Here is a 17087-nt window from a genome sequence, read left to right as displayed (position 1 = left end):
ACCATAACCGGGCAAAACATATTTGCTTGCTACCAAACATCGCTATTGCCACAAGCAAGGATGTTTAGTATATTTCAGCTTTATATCATCCCCGCGAGGGAGCTAAAAGGTGCATGCAGCTTACACGATTAGAAATTAAGGGTTTTAAAAGTTTCGGGGACAAGATCACCATCAATTTCAACGATGGCGTTACCGGAATTGTTGGCCCTAACGGCTGCGGAAAATCAAACGTGGTTGATTCCATACGCTGGGTGTTGGGCGAGCAAAGTACCCGTGCTTTACGGTCGGAGAAGATGGAAAACATCATTTTTAACGGCACCAAAAACCGCAAGGCAGCCAACCTGGCCGAGGTATCGCTCACCTTTGATAATACAAAGAATATACTGCCTACCGAGTTTTCGCAGGTTACGCTAACCCGAAAGCTATATCGTACCGGCGACAGTGAGTATCGTTTAAACGATGTTCAATGCCGTCTGAAAGATATTACCGATCTTTTTCTGGATACCGGCATCGGGTCCGACTCCTACTCTATCATTGAGCTGAAGATGATAGACGAGATTATCACTAATAAGGAAGGCTCGCGCCGTAACCTGTTTGAGGAAGCATCGGGCATATCAAAGTACAAGCTGCGCAAAAAGCAAACCTTTAATAAGCTTCGCGATACCGAGGCCGACCTTGCCCGCGTTGACGACCTGCTGTTTGAGATAGAGAAAAACCTGAAAACCCTCGAAAATCAGGCTAAGAAAACAGAGCGCTATTACCGCCTGCGCGATCAGTATAAGGCCTTGAGCATTACGCTGGCATCATTCCGCATAGCCTCATTCAGCGAATCGCTGGCACGTATTGAGGATGAGGAACAAAAGCACCGGGGAGATAAATCGGGCATAGTAACGCAGATAGATAGTTTGGAGGCGATTGTTCAGCAACAAAAGCTGGATAGCATAACCAAAGAAAAAAATCTGTCGCTACAGCAAAAAACAACAAACGAGTTTGTAAGCAAGATACGCGCTTACGAGAGCGAGAAAAAGATAAAGAACGAGCAGCTAAAATTTCAACAGGATAAAGAGGCTCGACTGAACGATGAGTTAGAGCGCGACCGTGGTCAGCTTAATCACGTTTTATATAACCTGAAACGCCTGGCCGAAGAAAAGATGCAGGAAGATGAAAACCTGCAAACCATCCAAAGCCGTGTCACTGATCTAAAAGAAGCCGTTGATGAATTACGCGAGCAACAAACCGAAGCACGTAATGAGCTGAATGAACTGACAAGCATTAACAACCGCCTGCAAAACCAGGTTTACAAAGCCGAAAAGGATCTGGAGATACTCAGTATACAGCAGCAGGCACTTGAGCAGGAAAGCCAGCGTAATATTGAGGATACCAGTAATAAGGAGGCTGAACTATCGCATTTTAACCAGGCGGTGGCCGAGTTGCAAACCAGGGTTGAAACGCTGGAAAGCGAATACCAGGGCGCGCTTGATTTTGAGAACAAGTTGCAGGAACAGATCGGCCAAACCGAAACCAATATATCTACCCTAAAGGATACAATTACGGCCGAAGGCCGCCGGTTGGATGCCAAACAGAACGAGTACAACCTAACCAAAAGTTTGGTTGATAACCTCGAAGGGTTCCCGGAGTCTATCCGTTTCCTGAAAAAAAATACGGATTGGGCCAAAAACGCGCCGCTATTTAGTGATGTACTGTTTTGTAAGGAGGAATACCGCGTAGCTATTGAAAACTACCTGGAGCCGCTGATGAACCATTATGTGGTTGATAATTATGACGAAGCCATCAAGGCGATCAACTTGCTGAGCAATGCTTCGCGCGGGCGGGCGCAGTTTTTTATATTGAGTAATTATACGGATGAGGTGGTAGAAACCCCCAATACGATAGATGACCGTGTACCTGCCCTAACAGTTATTGAAGTAGAGAAACGTTATCAGCCGCTGTGCAGCCATCTGCTTAAAAACGTATTCCTGATAAATGATGACAATGAGCAAGACCTGAATAACACCGCTGTGCCTGCTGATATGGTTTTGCTGGGCAAAAGTGGTAAATTCAATAAATCAAAATACACCATGGCCGGTGGTTCGGTGGGTTTATTTGAGGGTAAGCGTATCGGTAGGGCCAAAAATCTGGAGAACCTGTTGAAAGAGATCAAAAGTATAGATGCGCAGGTAAATGCCGGACGGGGCGAACTGCAAAACCTGCAGGACAAACTGGTGGCCTTAAAAGCCGCCGGTAAGGCCAACGAGATACGCCAGCAACAGCAGGAACTCAGCAAGCTGAATACCGAACTGATCACCATAAAAACACGACAGGAACAATACCAGGCCTTTATTGAGAACAGCCTGAACCGCAAACAGGATATAGCCAATAAGATAGATAGCATAAGGCAGGATGTATTAAAATTAAAGCCCGAACTGGAAGAGCTTAAAACCCAAAAGCAGATACAAAACGAGCAGATGGTTGAAAAGCAGGCCGACTTTGCCGAGCTGAATGAAATGGTTACCGTACGCTCAAACGCTTATAACCAGGAGAATATCCGTTTTCATCAGCAGCAAAATAAGGTATCGGGCTTGTTTAAGGATATTGAGTACCGCGAATCGCAGCAGGAAAACCTGGATGCCCGCATCAGGCAAAATAATGCGGAGATGGAAAAGGTAAAGGCCGCCATACATGAAAATTTGCAGCAGGCCGACCACTCGGACGATGACCTGTTAGAAATGTACGAGCAAAAGGAACTGCTTGAAAAAGCGACACAGGAAGCTGAACAGGAGCATTATGCCTGGCGGGGCAAAATAGCCGAAACCGAAAATGAAATAACCGCACTTCGCCGCAAAAAGGATAACGCCGAGCTTATTGAAAATGAGCTTCGCGATAAACGCAACAACCTTAAAATTGAACTGAACAGCCTGAAGGAGCGCCTTTCGGTAGAGTTTAATGTAGAGATAGAGGATTTGCTTGATACCGCGATACCCGAAGATGAGAACGAGGCCGACCTGCGCGAAAAAACCGAAAAATTAAAGAAACAGCTTGATGACTTTGGCGCGATAAACCCCATGGCGGTTGAAGCTTATAACGAGATGAACGAGCGTTACGAGTTTATTCAATCGCAAAAGCGCGACCTGGCAGAAGCTAAGGCATCGTTATTGGCTACTATTCAGGAGATTGATGATACTGCAAGGGAGAAATTCATGTCGGCATTTATGCAGGTGCGCGAGAGCTTTATTAAAGTATTCCGTTCGCTGTTTAATGAGCAGGACTCCTGCGACCTGATCCTGACTGATCCGGATAAACCCCTTGAGTCGGACATCGACATTATCGCCCGCCCCAAAGGTAAACGTCCGCTATCCATCAACCAGCTCTCGGGCGGTGAAAAAACGCTGACAGCGACAGCAATCCTATTTTCGCTGTACCTGTTAAAGCCTGCCCCCTTCTGTATATTTGATGAGGTTGATGCTCCGCTGGATGATACCAATATTGATAAGTTCAATAATATCATCCGTACATTTTCAAAGGAGTCGCAATTCATCATTGTATCGCACAACAAGCGCACTATTGCCAGCACCGATGTTATTTATGGTGTTACCATGGTTGAGCAGGGCATATCGCGCGTAGTGCCCGTAGATCTGCGCGAACTGGTGGACTAAAACAAAAAAAGCGGTGCTTTTCAGCAACCGCTTATAATATCATATCCGCTTTTATTATTTCACTTTGTTATAGATCATCCCTTTAAAGTGAGGGCCATCCAATTTTAAGCCAAAGTCTCGCACCTGTTGTACTGTTAGTACACGTGTTGAATTAAGCCTTGGTGATTGCGTACGTGAAAATGACAGGAAATCGCCTGTTGTAATATAGCTTAACGCAGCTTGTGTACAACCTTCGGTGGCATCACCAAAATCTTTGGCTACGTCGTCATCAATCTCCGCACCAGGGTATAGTGATGAGCCTGGTTTCATACCAGTATAGTAGTTGGCGTTACCAGCCGAATTACGGGTTTCAAACTCCGGTATGTACAATTCGTACTTATTAATAGGAATGGCAAAAAAGCCCACCGGTTTACCATAGCTTGTTTCACCAACTATCTTAACATCTAAATGCGGAAGCAGGTTATTTATAGTAAGCTCACTGGCAGACGCGCTGCTGCCCGTTACTATAAACACTGCCTTGTTAATAGCTAATGAACCCTTTTTAGAAAACTTAACCTGATTTTGCTCCGGCTTAAATGCTCCTGCTTCTAATTCGCCATCAAACACTTTTTTGTTAATGAGTGCGAAATTATTGTTTTGCAAGCTTTGGTTAAAGTAATAAGTATACATCAATGATCCGCTTTTAGCAGCAGGTACTATCAGGTTTGAAATATAGTCTGACGTGGCTACGTAACCACCACCGTTATAGCGCAAATCGATGATCAGGTCCGTCACACCCTCTTCACTGAATTTAGTAAACGCCGCATCAATTTTAGGAGTAGCATTAGCAGGTGATGTAAAGCTGTTAAAAACCATATAGCCTACTTTTTTACTGCCTGCATCAAATACTTTATAAGTAAGCACCGGGTTTATGGTGTAGCTTGCTGTATTTAAATTAGCGTTAATAGAACTACCATCGGGCTTTTGGAGCGTTATGGTCATGGTAGTTTTGTTATAAAAAGCATTGATTATAGCTTCAACATTATCATTAGTTGGTGTTAAAGCTGTGCTGCCATTAAGCTTGGTAACCTTGTAACCACGCTTAGCACCGGCTGCGGCGGCGGGTGAATTAGGATAAACATACTTAATATACAATCCGCCATCGGCACCGTAACGAGGCTCAAAGCCAAAATCGCCGCTGGCTTGCCCACCTAACTCGCCTGATGTACTGCCATCATCAATAAATGAGTATTTTGAAGTACCCGGACTTGACGCGTTATATTCAAATACCTGGCCTGACGAATTTTTAGCATATTGCGAAAGCGCATCAACCTCATTTTGCAATGCTGCTAAATCATTAGATCCTTTAAAGGAGCGGGGATTAAACTTGCTGTATGTTGGCAACTGATCGTTCCATAGATAATCTTCCTGTGCATACAGAAAAACCGAATCTTTAATCCTGTCAAGCGCAGTGCCGGTGGTTGGCGTTGTAGTAGTATCACTACCATCATCATCTGTATCTGGAGTATTCTTTTCCTTTTTACAAGCCGTCATCAGCACAGCTAAAGAAAGTACACTTGCGTAAAAATATCTTTTCATCTTTCTAAATATAAGCATATGAACGTTATAACCACAAATATGTTACAAAAAACCGTCTGAATTTATAAAATCAATTCCTGCAGCTTCGGCGCACTGTTCGTCTGCTTCAGTTATTCCTATCATCACTACATCACGCCTGCTGATGTTATGATCGGCCAGTAACTGGTTTATTGCGTCGGGCTCGGGCTTGGCGTTAATTTCATCAGCAAAATAGCAGGTTAAATACTGTTCGAGCCCATTCCATTCCGTTTGTTTTATCTTGTTCAACTGCTGTTGCGGGTTACCGTTGGTAACGATGAATATCCGTTTACGGTCAACCACTATCTGCTGCAACAGTTCGAGCATCTTTTGAAACAACAGCAATTTTAAAGGCAGTTTTGACGTGATGAGCATATCGTTAAAATTGGTACGATACTTTTCATCAACATTAAATTTTTGTTTTAGTGCGTCAAACACCGCCTGGTGCCCGTGTTGCTTGTAGGTATCCGTCATGAGGCTAACCATTGCTTTAGCATCCCAAAGCTCAGTATACTCTATCATGCTTGCAAAAAGGTAGTATACCTGGAAAAGGTAATCTTTTTCGGGATACAATACATTATCCAGCTCAAAAACAAAGGCGCTTTTTTTAGGATCGATATCGCTATAGGTCATCGGGCAAATGCAGGGTAATGTTAAATTCGTTAAAAAGCTGTACAGCCTCTGCCAGTAAAGCGGCTTCCTTCTCCTCTAACGGAAAGATAGCGGCAATATCATTATCCAGGCAAAAAGTAAGCATCTGGTGGGCATAACTTACCGATTCGGGACTGGGTAGCTTTACCATTTTACCCGAGCTTATCATAAAAGCAGGTAGTTCATGATAATCGCCCAATATGACATTGCCTCCAAATGATTGTTTTATTTGGTGCGCACGTGCCCCTGCTGCGGCTGTAATTAAAGTATAAGGCATATATATTATTGTATCAAACCATCCTTCATGATCACCTTACGGTCTGACAGGGCAGCCAGGTCCTCATTATGCGTTACGATCACAAAGGTTTGGTCAAATTCATTGCGTAATTTCACAAATAGTTCGTGCAGTTCGCGTGCGTTGGTTGAATCGAGGTTTCCTGATGGCTCATCAGCAAAAATTAGCGCCGGGTTATTAACCAGTGCACGGGCCACGGCCACACGCTGCTGCTCTCCTCCTGATAATTGGCTCGGCTTATGGTGCAGCCTGTCGGCAAGGCCAAGGCGCTCTAATAATTCAGTAGCGCGATTTTCGGCATCGTGCTTTGAGGTACCGGCAATAAACGCCGGGATACACACATTTTCAATAGCCGAAAATTCGGCCAATAAATGGTGAAACTGAAATATGAAACCAATATAGCGGTTACGAAAGGCGCTTAAATGCTTATTGCTTAAACGGCTTACCTCGATGTTATTAATATGGATATTGCCTGAGTCGGGCCTGTCAAGCGTGCCTAAAATATTGAGCAGCGTACTTTTGCCCGCGCCTGATGCCCCAAGAATGGTAACTATCTCGCCTTTATTAACCTCAATATCCACTCCCTTTAAAATTTCGAGCGTGCCGTATTTTTTATGAATTGATCGCGCTGTAAGCATATGGGCAAAGGTAATTGTTATAATGATTTAAATCAGGAAAAAGCCAAAATGAACACCCTTTCAGATGTAATCTAAAAAAACAAAAATATTTAACCATTGATTTATAGTTTATATTATATAACTTTAATATAACCAATAAATAAACAACATTAACTGAACCGACTGTTAACTGTAAATAGCGCATACTAATTCACAGTTTTTAACCTAAACCAACAACATGTATTCGGTAAAATTCACTACAATTTTATTTATCTGCCTGTTAGTTCCTTTTTTATTAAGGCTAATGAGGTATGAGCCTTACCCGGCTATACTTTTTCCATCCGGGCCACAAACCGTTAAATCCATTCAAGGAAAAATCAAGGTTGAGATTAAACAATTATTTGCCCAAAATAAACACGGACAATGGCGGCTTGTTGAGCCCAGAAATTTTATGTACCCCGCACCTGCCCCTTATTTAACCAATTTAATATATAAGGATATGGGATTTAAAAAAGCTAAGCCTAAGCTTTTTAATGGCAAGTACCCTGTGGTTAACTACCTGTTCAGATCTCAAAATGATGAATCTACACCCCAGGACTTAACTGAATTACGAACGTGGATACAAGAACGGCTTGAGAAAAACAACTACCAAACCTCTCAAATAAAGGTAGCCACCTATTCGCATACCATATCAACAATTAACGGAGAAATTTTAGAAAGGGAACTTAAGAATGAGAAATATTATGCTTTGGATTAATAATATTAATACAAAATTTTGGAGTGCGGCGGTTAATTCAACTAACGCAAATATTTATTCATTATCAGTTTTCAGGATATTAACAGGCGTTTTTCTGTTATTTATTGTTACGCCTAACTATGCCTGGATGGCAGATCTGCCTAAAGCATTTTTCATACCACCCGTATTAAGCATTATCAACTTATTTGCTGATAACTTTCCCGGCGAGGTGATACTATTTATTGCTGATTTTACATTGATTGCGAGTATTGTAGCCATTACTCTTGGAATTAAGCCGCGCATTGCGGTGTTTGTATTTATCATAACAAAGGTAGGAGTATTAAATTATCAGTATTCGTTTGGTAAAATAGATCATGAGATATTGCTACCGGCAATGCTGGCGTGTATGTCCTTCTCAGGCTGGGGCCTAAAGCTTGCACTGTGGCCAGACAGACCGGCAAAGTTTGACTCGACGACTAAATGCCTTTCACTACTCGCCGTTTTAATTTGCTTTGGATACTTTACAGCAGGTTTTGAAAAAGCTATAAACTGGATTAATTTTGACCTCAGCTCTAATGGGTCAGCACGTTGGTTTTATAACTCCTTGTACAATTATCAGCGTCAGCCAATACTGGCTCCGTTACTTAAAACGGCACCGTTCTGGCTTTTTAAAATAATGGACTTTACAGGAGTGCTGTTTGAACTAATGCCCTTTGCAGCACTTTTATACTCTCGTAAAGCCTGGCAAACGTGGTTGCTTATGGCAGCCGGTTTTCATCTGATCAATTTACTATTCTTCAATATAAATTTTATAGTAAACGGAATTGTATACATGGCCTTTATTGACTACAGTTTGTTATACAACTTTATCAAAAAAACAATTGCGTTAAGTTGGATGCGCATAGCAATTATCATAGCTATAATATATGCTGTAGGTGTGCGTGTGGTAAGCATCTTAACTTTTGAAAAGGTTGGTATTGTTTTATTGCCTTATAATATTAATATTCAACTGTACGGCATGCTGTGCTTATGGACACTCATTTGTATTACCATACTTATAGATGTGCTTCACTCTAAAAAACGCAACCTGCCTTATGAAATAGATGTTTTATCACCACAATTACACAAAAACAACTTAATAGACCATCAAACTACCATTTAAAGCAAAAAAGTGTAGATTTACCGCAAATACGATTTAGAACATGAACATTCACGAATATCAGGGTAAAGCCATCTTAAAAAGCTTTGGTGTAAGAGTTCAGGAAGGCATTGTTGCCGACACTGCAGATCAGGCTGTTGAGGCGGCACAAAAGCTTAAAGATGAGTACAACTCAGACTGGGTTGTGGTAAAAGCACAAATTCATGCAGGCGGCCGCGGTAAAGGCGGTGGTGTAAAACTGGCAAAAAATCTTGACGAGGTTAAGGAAAAAGCCGGCGCTATCATTGGTATGCAGTTGGTTACCCCGCAAACCGGTCCGGAAGGTAAAAAGGTTAACAAGGTATTAGTAGCCCAGGACGTTTATTATCCCGGCGAAAGCGAAACTAAAGAGTTTTATGTAAGTGTTTTGCTTGACCGCGCTAAAGGCCGCAACATCATCATGTACTCAACCGAAGGTGGTATGGACATTGAAGAGGTTGCTGAGCACACGCCTGAAAAAATATTTAAAGAAGAGATTGATCCTAAAGTTGGTTTACAGGGTTTTCAGGCACGTAAAATTGCCTTTAACCTGGGCCTTTCAGGCGATGCCTTTAAGGACATGACCAAATTCATCACCGCTTTATACAAAGCATATATCGCTACTGATTCGTCAATGTTTGAGATCAACCCGGTTTTAAAAACATCTGACAATAAAATATTAGCTGTTGACGCTAAGGTAAACCTTGACGATAACGCGCTGTACCGCCACCCGGATTATGCCGCCCTGCGCGATGTAACCGAAGAAGATCCAACCGAGGTTGAAGCCAGTAAATCAAACCTTAACTATGTTAAGCTTGATGGTAACGTAGGCTGTATGGTTAATGGTGCCGGTTTAGCTATGGCTACTATGGATATCATCAAAATTGCCGGTGGCGAGCCTGCCAACTTTTTGGATGTAGGTGGTACCGCTAACGCGCAAACCGTTAAGGCCGGTTTTAACATCATACTACAAGATCCTAATGTCAGGGCTATCCTGATCAACATTTTTGGTGGTATTGTACGTTGCGACCGTGTGGCACAAGGTGTAATTGATGCTTATAATGAGATAGGTAACATCCCGGTGCCGATCATTGTTCGTTTGCAAGGCACCAACGCTGCCGAAGCGAAAGAACTGATCGATAACTCAGGCCTCAAAGTATTCTCAGCCATTTTGCTGAAAGAAGCTGCTGAACGTGTTAAAGAAGTTTTAGCAAATTAACAACTCGTTAAACAACAAATATTTAAGGGGACGATTGTCCCCTTTTTTGTTATCAAAAATTTTAAAACAAGTTGAGTGATTGCACGTTTAAACATACATTGTCTGCAAAGTGTCAGAAGGTAAATATAAATTACATGTTTAAACATCTATTTGTATATTTGTTCTGTTAATCAACAAGTAAATAAAAAAAATAAATCACATACAATCATGGCAACTACAATTTGGACATTAGATCCTACCCACTCAGAAGTACAGTTTAAAGTTAAACACCTTGTAATTTCAACTGTAACAGGTTCATTCAAAAACTTTGAAGGTACATTAACAACCGAGGGCGATGACATTGCTAACGGTACTGTTGAATTTTCATTAGATGTTAACTCAATTGACACTAACCAGGAGCAACGTGATGGTCACCTTAAAGGCGCTGATTTTTTTGACGCTGAACAATATCCTAAGATCACTTTTAAATCAACCAGCTTAACCGCTAAGGGTGATGACGAGTATGTGGCCGAAGGCGACCTGACCGTTAAAGGTATTACCAAACCGGTAACGCTGAATGTTGAATTCGGTGGTTCGGCTGATGACTTTTATGGCAATACCAAAGCAGGCTTTGAAGTAACCGGCAAAATTAACCGTAAAGAGTTTGGCTTAACCTGGGATGGCGTAACCGAAGCAGGCTCAATTGTTGTTGGCGAAGACATTAAACTGATCGCCAACGTACAGTTCGCAAAACAGAAATAAATTTTCGGCACTAATATATTGGAGCCACCTGCTTTGCAGGTGGCTTTTTGCTTTTTAAAACCTTTTTAGCCATATATTTGCTTTACTTACATGCTAATCAAAATATATCCCGAAAACCCGAACGAAAAGGCCATTGAACAGGTGGTACAGGTGCTGCGTAAGGGGGGCATCATCATCTACCCTACTGATACCGTTTACGGTTTGGGTTGCGATATTACCAACCATAAGGCTATTGAGCGTATTGCCCGCCTGCGTAACATCAAGCCCGAAAAGGCTAACTTCTCATTCATCTGCTATGATCTGAGCCATATATCCGATTATATAAAGCCAATTGATAACACCACCTTCAGGGTGTTAAAAAAGGCGCTGCCGGGGCCATTCACCTTTATTTTTAATGCCAGCCACGCGGTGCCTAAACTGCTAAGCTCTAACAAGAAAACAGTGGGTATACGTGTGCCTGATAACAGCATAGCCCGCGAAATAGTCCGTATGTTGGGGAACCCAATCCTATCAACCTCAATTAAGGATGAGGACGAGATCATGGAATACTCTACCGACCCGGAACTGATCCACGAAAAATATGAGGACCTTGTTGACCTGGTGATCGATGGCGGATACGGCGGTAACCTTGCCTCTACCGTTATAGACTGTACCTCGGGCGACTTTGAAGTGATCCGCGAGGGTAAAGGTGATCTTGAGCTTTATCTATAATTTTGGTCGAATATTATTTATGAAATCGGGGATGGTTTGCAGGTGATTATCCGTAGCCAGATGCTTAACAAACGCGCTGCCTACAATAGCGCCATTGGCGTACTCACAAGCTTTGTTGTAAGACGCATTATTTGATATACCAAAGCCTATAATGGTCGGGTTATCCAGCTCCATAGCCTTGATACGCTTGTAATAATCCTCAATAGAAGTTGACACATTTAACGTACTACCGGTAATTGATGATGATGACAGCAGGTAAATAAAACTGTTGCTCAACCTGTCAATTTTGCGGATACGCTCCTCGCTGGTGTTGGGTGTTACCAGGAATATATTGCTTAGGTTATTCTGCTTAAAGGTATCGGCATATAGTTTTTCGTATTCGTAAATAGGCAGGTCAGGTACGATCACTCCGTCCACCCCTACTTCGGCGGCTTTTTTGCAAAAACGTTCGATGCCGTACTGCACAATCGGGTTGATATAACCCATCAGTAAAACCGGGATAGTTACACGTTCGCGCAACTGCTTTAACTGTTCAAACAACACATTCAGCGTCATGCCGTTCTCCAGTGCTTTTTCTGAACTTTGCTGAATAGTAGGTCCATCAGCCACCGGATCAGAGTACGGGAAGCCTATTTCCAGAAAGTCGGCCCCGGACTGTTCCAGCGCCACGGCAATATCAAGTGTGGTGTTCAGTTCAGGATAACCCGCCGTAAAATAGATAGATAACAGGTTGTTTTTTTTATTCGCGAAAAGAGTTTGTAAACGGTTCATTATGTGTAGTTCATGGTTGATAGTTCATGGTTCATGGCCGTTTTTGGCTATGATCTGTGAACCATTAACTATATGCTGATCAATTAATATCCAAAGTGTTTTATGTACGTATCCAGATCCTTATCACCACGGCCTGACAGGCAGATCACTACATTATCGCCGGGGTTGAATGTCATTTTTTCGAGGTGAGCCAACGCGTGAGCGCTTTCAATTGCCGGGATGATGCCTTCTAACTGGCAAGCTAATAAACCGGCATTCAATGCCTCATCATCCGTAGCGCTTACATATTCAGCGCGATTTACTTTGAACAGATGCGCGTGTTGCGGGCCAATGCCCGGATAATCCAGTCCGGCAGAGATAGAGTATGGTTCAACCACCTGCCCGTCGTCAGTTTGCATTAAAATGGTACGGGTACCATGCAATACCCCCTCTTTACCTAACGATGTAGTAGCAGCCGAATGCCCGGTTTCAACACCTTTTCCCGCAGCCTCAACGGCTATTAGTTTTACCGTTTCATCATCAAGGAAGTTATAGAACATACCGATGGCATTACTTCCACCGCCAACACAAGCCAGTACATATTGCGGCAACTCACTGCCGGTTTGCTCCAGCAATTGTTTTTTAGCTTCGAATGAAATGATGGACTGAAACTTGGCCACCATTTCCGGGTAAGGGTACGGCCCTACTGCCGAGCCGATGATGTAGTGTGTATCTTCCGGATTACCTATCCAGTCGCGCAGGGCTTCATTGGTGGCATCTTTTAATGTTTTACTGCCTGATGTGGCAGGCACTACCTTTGCACCCAACATCTTCATACGGGCAACGTTCGGTGCCTGGCGTTCCATGTCTATCTCGCCCATGTATACCACGCACTCCAGGCCTTTTAATGCGCAAACGGTAGCCGTTGCCACACCATGCTGCCCGGCACCTGTTTCAGCAATGATGCGTTTTTTGCCAAGACGCTCAGCAAGCAGTATCTGCCCGATGGCATTGTTTATTTTGTGCGAGCCGGTGTGGTTCAGATCCTCGCGCTTGAAAAAAATATTAGCGCCATATTTTTCTGAATAACGTTTGGCATGGTACAATGGCGAAGGGCGGCCAACATAATCTTTCAATAACTGATCGTACTCAGCTTTAAAATCATCATCATCCAGTACTTTGAGGTACTGTGCGCGCAAGGCCTCAATATTGGGGTACAGCATTTCGGGAATGTAGGCTCCGCCAAAATCGCCGTAATAACCATGTTCATCAACTCCGTATTTCATGTGCATTATAGTTGCTTAATTATTTCAAAAGCCTGTTTCAGCTTATTTATATCTTTATTTCCGGGCGATAGCTCAAAGCGACTGTTCAGATCAAGCCCGGCTAACTGCGGGTGATCGATCTTTTTCACTTCTTCCAGGTTCTCTAAACCAATGCCACCTGAAAGGAAGAATGGTACATGGAGTGTATAATTCTTTAACACCTGCCAGTCAAACGTTTTGCCTGAGCCCCCATGTGCCGCGGTTTTGGTATCGAACAAAAATATGTCCAACACATTTTCGTAAGGTTTAAGCGTGTCAAAATCAAAATGAACATCTATACCAAAAGCCTTTATTACCTGCACCCTGCCTTTAAACTGCGCACAAAACTCAGGTGTTTCGCTGCCATGTAGCTGGATAGCTTTAAAGTTATATTTTTCGATCAGCCCATTGATCTGATCGGCATCTTCATTAACAAAAACTCCTGTTCTGATAATATTTACGGGAACATCATTCAAATCATCCGCCTCAAGTTCATCAATATACCTTGGCGATCTGTCGTAACATATAAACCCCATATAATCGGGCTGCAATACTGCAACTTCACTTATATTATCCGGAATCTTTAAACCGCAAACCTTAATTTTCACCTTTAGTTTTCAATTAAGCGTTTAAAACTATTAAGCGCGCGTTTGCTATGCAATGCTTCTTCAGCTTCGTAGTAACAGTCGGCGAAGCTCTTTTCAGGGTGGATGGTACGGATGGCCAGTGCGGCATTGCATAAAACCACATTGTTTTGAGCTGTTGTACCTTCACCGGTAAGTACACCGGTAAATATAGCTGCCGAGTCGGCAACAGTATGGCCTCCCGCTATTTCAGCCGCATCCAAACGTTCAAAGCCGAGGCTTTCAATATCATTTATCTTTTCACCATCGGCCGAAAAGGTTTTGAAGTCGCCGGTTAACGATACCTCGTCATAACCATCCAAAGCGTTTACAATAGTGTATTTAGCTTTTGATTGCTGGTACAAATAAGCATACACCCTTGCCAGTTCAAGGTTAAAAACACCTACTAACTGATTTTTCGGCTTCGCCGGGTTAACCAGCGGACCCAGCATATTAAAAAATGTTTTCACCCCCAGTTCGCGGCGGATAGGCGCAACGGTTTTCATGGCCGGGTGAAACAGCGGGGCATGCAAAAAGCAGATATTGGCCTCATCAACATTACGTTTCAGGGTATCCATATCACTGGTGAACCGGTAGCCCAGGTATTCCATTACATTTGATGAGCCACAGCCTGATGAAACGCCATAGTTACCGTGCTTGGCTACCTTGTACCCCGCTCCTGCTACAACAAATGAGGCCAGCGTGGAGATATTGAAGGTGTCCTTACCATCACCGCCGGTACCACATAAATCAATCAGCGTATCGTGCTCAATGTTTACCGGCAGGCAAAGCTCCAGCATGGCATCGCGAAAGCCCTCTAACTCGCTCACGGTGATGCTGCGCATGCAATAAGCCGTCATGAAAGCGGCCATTTGCGATGTATTGTATTTACCCTGCGCAATATCAGTCAGTATTTGTTTTGACTGCTCGCGGCTAAAGGTTTTATGCTCAAATAAATGATTTAGTATCTGTTTCATGTGCCAACAAAAAAGGGTTGCCTTGTGGCAACCCTCCTGAATATTATTAAAAAAACAAAAACGGAATTGCCTTACGATTACTCGTTAAGCCACCACCAGTTGTTGTTTAATATTATCGTTTTCATTACAGCACAAATATGTAAATATTTTTTTGAAATGCAATTTTTATAAAAATAATCTGGGCTAACCTAAAACAGCAAAACAGATATTTATAATTAATATATTTTATTTAAAGGAAACCCTACCACAATATAATTGTTCCTGATATAACAAAACATATACTATGGAAAACAAAGAGATAACATTTTCTCCCGATGAAAAGCAGGAACGACAGCCGGGTAATGAGCATGAAATGGACCCAAAACCGGAATACATTAACAGCAATTATAAAGCAGCCGGAAAGCTTAACGGCAAGGTAGCCCTGATTACCGGCGGCGATAGCGGCATTGGGCGTGCAGTAGCTGTGCATTATGCTAAAGAAGGTGCCGACGTGGCCATTGTTTACTTTGATGAAGATGCTGATGCAAAGGAAACCCAACAATTGGTACAAGCCGAAAGCCGCAAGTGCTTGCTGATAAAAGGCGATGTAAAGAATAGTGCATTTTGCGAAAGCGCCGTAAAACAAACCGTTGATGAATTAGGCAAACTAAATATAATGGTTAACAACGCAGCGGTGCAGTTTCCGCAGGAGGATGTGAAGGACATTAGTGATGAGCAGTTAGACACCACCTTCCGCACCAATATATTCGCTTATTTTTATTTTGCTAAGGCCGCGCTGGTATACCTTAAAGAGGGCGACTCTATCATTAATACCACATCGGTAACGGCTTATCGCTCATCACCGGGATTAATAGATTATTCGGCAACCAAAGGCGCCATAACTACCTTTACACGATCGCTGGCTACAAGCGTGGCCGAGAAAAAAATACGTGTAAATGGTGTGGCTCCCGGCCCTATCTGGACACCACTGATCGTATCAACTTTTGATGGCGAAAAAATATCAAAATTCGGACAGGATGTGCCGCTTGGCCGTGCCGGGCAACCATCTGAAGTTGGGCCGGCATATGTATTCCTTGCTTCTGATGATGCCTCATACATTACCGGGCAAATATTGCACGTTAACGGCGGCGAAGTAATAAATGGATAATTTAAAACATATATAACAAAAGCGGCTGTATATTTAATACAGCCGCTTTTGTTATTGCTCTATTTCGTATTGTGGCGTGTATAGTGTTTTAACGGGGGCCCCCAGCGTAAGTTTTGGCGCCTCAAACAAATACTTTGATATAAAAGCGAGCATGGCTCCGTAATAATATTTGAGGTAGCTAAAGGTATATTTTTGTACGGGCTTTATATTAAAGTTGATTACATAGGTTTTATGAAAGTAGTAGTTTTTAAACCCTTCTACCTTTAACCGGAACGACAGATCGACATCGTAACCGAACATGACAAAACGTTCATCAAACAAACCCACTTTATTTAATGCCGAGCGGCGTAATAGCATTGATGAACGGTTAAGTACATCAATCTCGGCGGTTTCAAATTCATCCGGCTGAGAATGGTTTGATGATGTTATACGCGATTTGGCAAAGTATTTTGACAAGCCGGCCCATTTGAGCAGCAAGTTCCATTTTTTGGTCAATCCGTATTTTGATGAACGGATAAAATGCCCCTGCGGCGTAACCATGCGTACGCTTGTACCGGCAGCATCGGTATGGCTGTCCATAAAATCAACCACCTTGGTCAGGGTATCTTTGCTCACTATTGTATCTGGGCTGACCAGAAAAACATACTCTCCTGATGATGATGTAATAGCCTGATTAAGTGCCCTGGCAATGCCCTCATTCTTTTCATTCTCTATTAAACGCACACCCGGAAATTTTGACTGCATCATTTCAACCGACTTATCGGCAGAGGCGTTATCCACCACAACTATCTCACAGTCAATACCATTACGGGCGGCTTCTAAAGAGCTGATGCACTGCCTGAGCCACATACATAAATTGTGGTTAACTACTATTACGGATAACTTCATAA

16 protein-coding genes are annotated in these 17087 nt (G+C 42.8%); 7 read left to right on the top strand and 9 right to left on the bottom strand.

Translation table 11 applies throughout. From position 1 onward, the window contains the following. Positions 1–113: 113 nt before the first annotated feature. Entirely contained in the window at positions 114–3653 is a 3540-nt protein-coding gene (gene smc / locus LJ707_RS00920) for a chromosome segregation protein SMC (protein WP_228948852.1), read from the top strand. A gap of 54 nt (positions 3654–3707) precedes the next feature. On the opposite strand, the gene LJ707_RS00915 is transcribed toward smc, so the two are convergent. From LJ707_RS00915 to LJ707_RS00900, 4 genes are read right to left on the bottom strand one after another with little or no spacing between them, the layout of a single operon-like run. Further along, positions 3708–5231: a S41 family peptidase gene (locus LJ707_RS00915; RefSeq protein WP_228948851.1), complete on the bottom strand. Its 1524-nt coding sequence runs from the start codon at positions 5229–5231 to the stop codon at positions 3708–3710. A 42-nt stretch (positions 5232–5273) separates the two neighbouring features. Next, positions 5274–5882 carry an HAD family hydrolase gene (locus LJ707_RS00910; protein WP_228948850.1) on the bottom strand — a complete coding sequence of 203 codons (609 nt, stop codon included), beginning with the start codon at positions 5880–5882 and terminating at the stop codon, positions 5274–5276. Beyond that, positions 5872–6177 (bottom strand): hypothetical protein, encoded by a 306-nt coding sequence (locus tag LJ707_RS00905; RefSeq protein ID WP_228948849.1) that lies wholly within the window; start codon positions 6175–6177, stop codon positions 5872–5874. Before LJ707_RS00905 ends, LJ707_RS00910 begins: the two co-directional genes overlap by 11 nt. 5 nt (positions 6178–6182) lie before the next feature. After that, on the bottom strand, positions 6183–6833 hold the full coding sequence (locus LJ707_RS00900; protein WP_228948848.1) for an ABC transporter ATP-binding protein: 651 nt from the start codon (positions 6831–6833) through the stop codon (positions 6183–6185). A gap of 217 nt (positions 6834–7050) precedes the next feature. On the opposite strand from LJ707_RS00900, the gene LJ707_RS00895 reads away from it, so the two are divergent. From LJ707_RS00895 to LJ707_RS00875, 5 genes are all read left to right on the top strand, one after another. Beyond that, complete coding sequence (locus LJ707_RS00895; protein WP_228948847.1) at positions 7051–7569, top strand: hypothetical protein; 519 nt, start codon at positions 7051–7053, stop codon at positions 7567–7569. A 208-nt stretch (positions 7570–7777) separates the two neighbouring features. Continuing rightward, complete coding sequence (locus LJ707_RS00890; RefSeq protein WP_228948846.1) at positions 7778–8710, top strand: hypothetical protein; 933 nt, start codon at positions 7778–7780, stop codon at positions 8708–8710. 40 nt (positions 8711–8750) lie between these two features. Next, positions 8751–9944, top strand: coding sequence for an ADP-forming succinate--CoA ligase subunit beta (gene sucC, locus LJ707_RS00885; protein ID WP_228948845.1), 1194 nt, complete (start codon positions 8751–8753; stop codon positions 9942–9944). A gap of 207 nt (positions 9945–10151) precedes the next feature. Beyond that, on the top strand, positions 10152–10685 hold the full coding sequence (locus LJ707_RS00880) for a YceI family protein (RefSeq protein ID WP_228948844.1): 534 nt from the start codon (positions 10152–10154) through the stop codon (positions 10683–10685). Between the two features lie 90 nt (positions 10686–10775). Continuing rightward, positions 10776–11396: an L-threonylcarbamoyladenylate synthase gene (locus tag LJ707_RS00875; protein WP_228948843.1), complete on the top strand. Its 621-nt coding sequence runs from the start codon at positions 10776–10778 to the stop codon at positions 11394–11396. On the opposite strand, the gene trpA is transcribed toward LJ707_RS00875, so the two are convergent. The 4 genes from trpA to trpD form a co-directional block, all read right to left on the bottom strand. Next, the gene (trpA, locus tag LJ707_RS00870) at positions 11391–12167 is read right to left on the bottom strand and encodes a tryptophan synthase subunit alpha (protein ID WP_228948842.1); all 777 of its coding nucleotides are present in this window, start codon (positions 12165–12167) and stop codon (positions 11391–11393) included. The two genes, LJ707_RS00875 and trpA, sit on opposite strands and share 6 nt — an antisense overlap. Positions 12168–12250: 83 nt before the next feature. Beyond that, complete coding sequence (gene trpB, locus LJ707_RS00865) at positions 12251–13432, bottom strand: tryptophan synthase subunit beta (RefSeq protein ID WP_228948841.1); 1182 nt, start codon at positions 13430–13432, stop codon at positions 12251–12253. A gap of 5 nt (positions 13433–13437) precedes the next feature. Beyond that, positions 13438–14058: a phosphoribosylanthranilate isomerase gene (locus tag LJ707_RS00860; RefSeq protein WP_228948840.1), complete on the bottom strand. Its 621-nt coding sequence runs from the start codon at positions 14056–14058 to the stop codon at positions 13438–13440. A gap of 2 nt (positions 14059–14060) precedes the next feature. Further along, positions 14061–15050, bottom strand: a complete 990-nt coding sequence (gene trpD / locus LJ707_RS00855; protein ID WP_228948839.1) for an anthranilate phosphoribosyltransferase — start codon at positions 15048–15050, stop codon at positions 14061–14063. Between the two features lie 283 nt (positions 15051–15333). Between trpD and LJ707_RS00850 the strand changes: the two genes are divergently transcribed. Then, entirely contained in the window at positions 15334–16197 is an 864-nt protein-coding gene (locus LJ707_RS00850) for an SDR family oxidoreductase (RefSeq protein ID WP_228948838.1), read from the top strand. Positions 16198–16248: 51 nt separating this feature from the next. On the opposite strand, the gene LJ707_RS00845 is transcribed toward LJ707_RS00850, so the two are convergent. Continuing rightward, positions 16249–17085, bottom strand: coding sequence for a glycosyltransferase family 2 protein (locus LJ707_RS00845; protein ID WP_228948837.1), 837 nt, complete (start codon positions 17083–17085; stop codon positions 16249–16251). Positions 17086–17087: the final 2 nt, after the last annotated feature.

This window comes from Mucilaginibacter sp. UR6-1 (genome assembly GCF_020880975.1).
Lineage (GTDB): Bacteria > Bacteroidota > Bacteroidia > Sphingobacteriales > Sphingobacteriaceae > Mucilaginibacter.
Note: the sequence above shows the minus strand (reverse complement) of the source record. Positions and strands in the feature narration are given on the sequence as shown.

Excerpts from the sequence above, each read along its gene's own strand:
- smc (WP_228948852.1), top strand. The coding sequence starts at position 114 with ATGCAGCTTACACGATTAGAAATTAAGGGTTTTAAAAGTTTCGGGGAC.
- LJ707_RS00915 (WP_228948851.1), bottom strand. The coding sequence starts at position 5,231 with ATGAAAAGATATTTTTACGCAAGTGTACTTTCTTTAGCTGTGCTGATG.
- LJ707_RS00910 (WP_228948850.1), bottom strand. The coding sequence starts at position 5,882 with ATGACCTATAGCGATATCGATCCTAAAAAAAGCGCCTTTGTTTTTGAG.
- LJ707_RS00905 (WP_228948849.1), bottom strand. The coding sequence starts at position 6,177 with ATGCCTTATACTTTAATTACAGCCGCAGCAGGGGCACGTGCGCACCAA.
- LJ707_RS00900 (WP_228948848.1), bottom strand. The coding sequence starts at position 6,833 with ATGCTTACAGCGCGATCAATTCATAAAAAATACGGCACGCTCGAAATT.
- LJ707_RS00895 (WP_228948847.1), top strand. The coding sequence starts at position 7,051 with ATGTATTCGGTAAAATTCACTACAATTTTATTTATCTGCCTGTTAGTT.
- sucC (WP_228948845.1), top strand. The coding sequence starts at position 8,751 with ATGAACATTCACGAATATCAGGGTAAAGCCATCTTAAAAAGCTTTGGT.
- LJ707_RS00880 (WP_228948844.1), top strand. The coding sequence starts at position 10,152 with ATGGCAACTACAATTTGGACATTAGATCCTACCCACTCAGAAGTACAG.
- LJ707_RS00875 (WP_228948843.1), top strand. The coding sequence starts at position 10,776 with ATGCTAATCAAAATATATCCCGAAAACCCGAACGAAAAGGCCATTGAA.
- trpA (WP_228948842.1), bottom strand. The coding sequence starts at position 12,167 with ATGAACCGTTTACAAACTCTTTTCGCGAATAAAAAAAACAACCTGTTA.
- trpB (WP_228948841.1), bottom strand. The coding sequence starts at position 13,432 with ATGAAATACGGAGTTGATGAACATGGTTATTACGGCGATTTTGGCGGA.
- trpD (WP_228948839.1), bottom strand. The coding sequence starts at position 15,050 with ATGAAACAGATACTAAATCATTTATTTGAGCATAAAACCTTTAGCCGC.
- LJ707_RS00850 (WP_228948838.1), top strand. The coding sequence starts at position 15,334 with ATGGAAAACAAAGAGATAACATTTTCTCCCGATGAAAAGCAGGAACGA.
- LJ707_RS00845 (WP_228948837.1), bottom strand. The coding sequence starts at position 17,085 with ATGAAGTTATCCGTAATAGTAGTTAACCACAATTTATGTATGTGGCTC.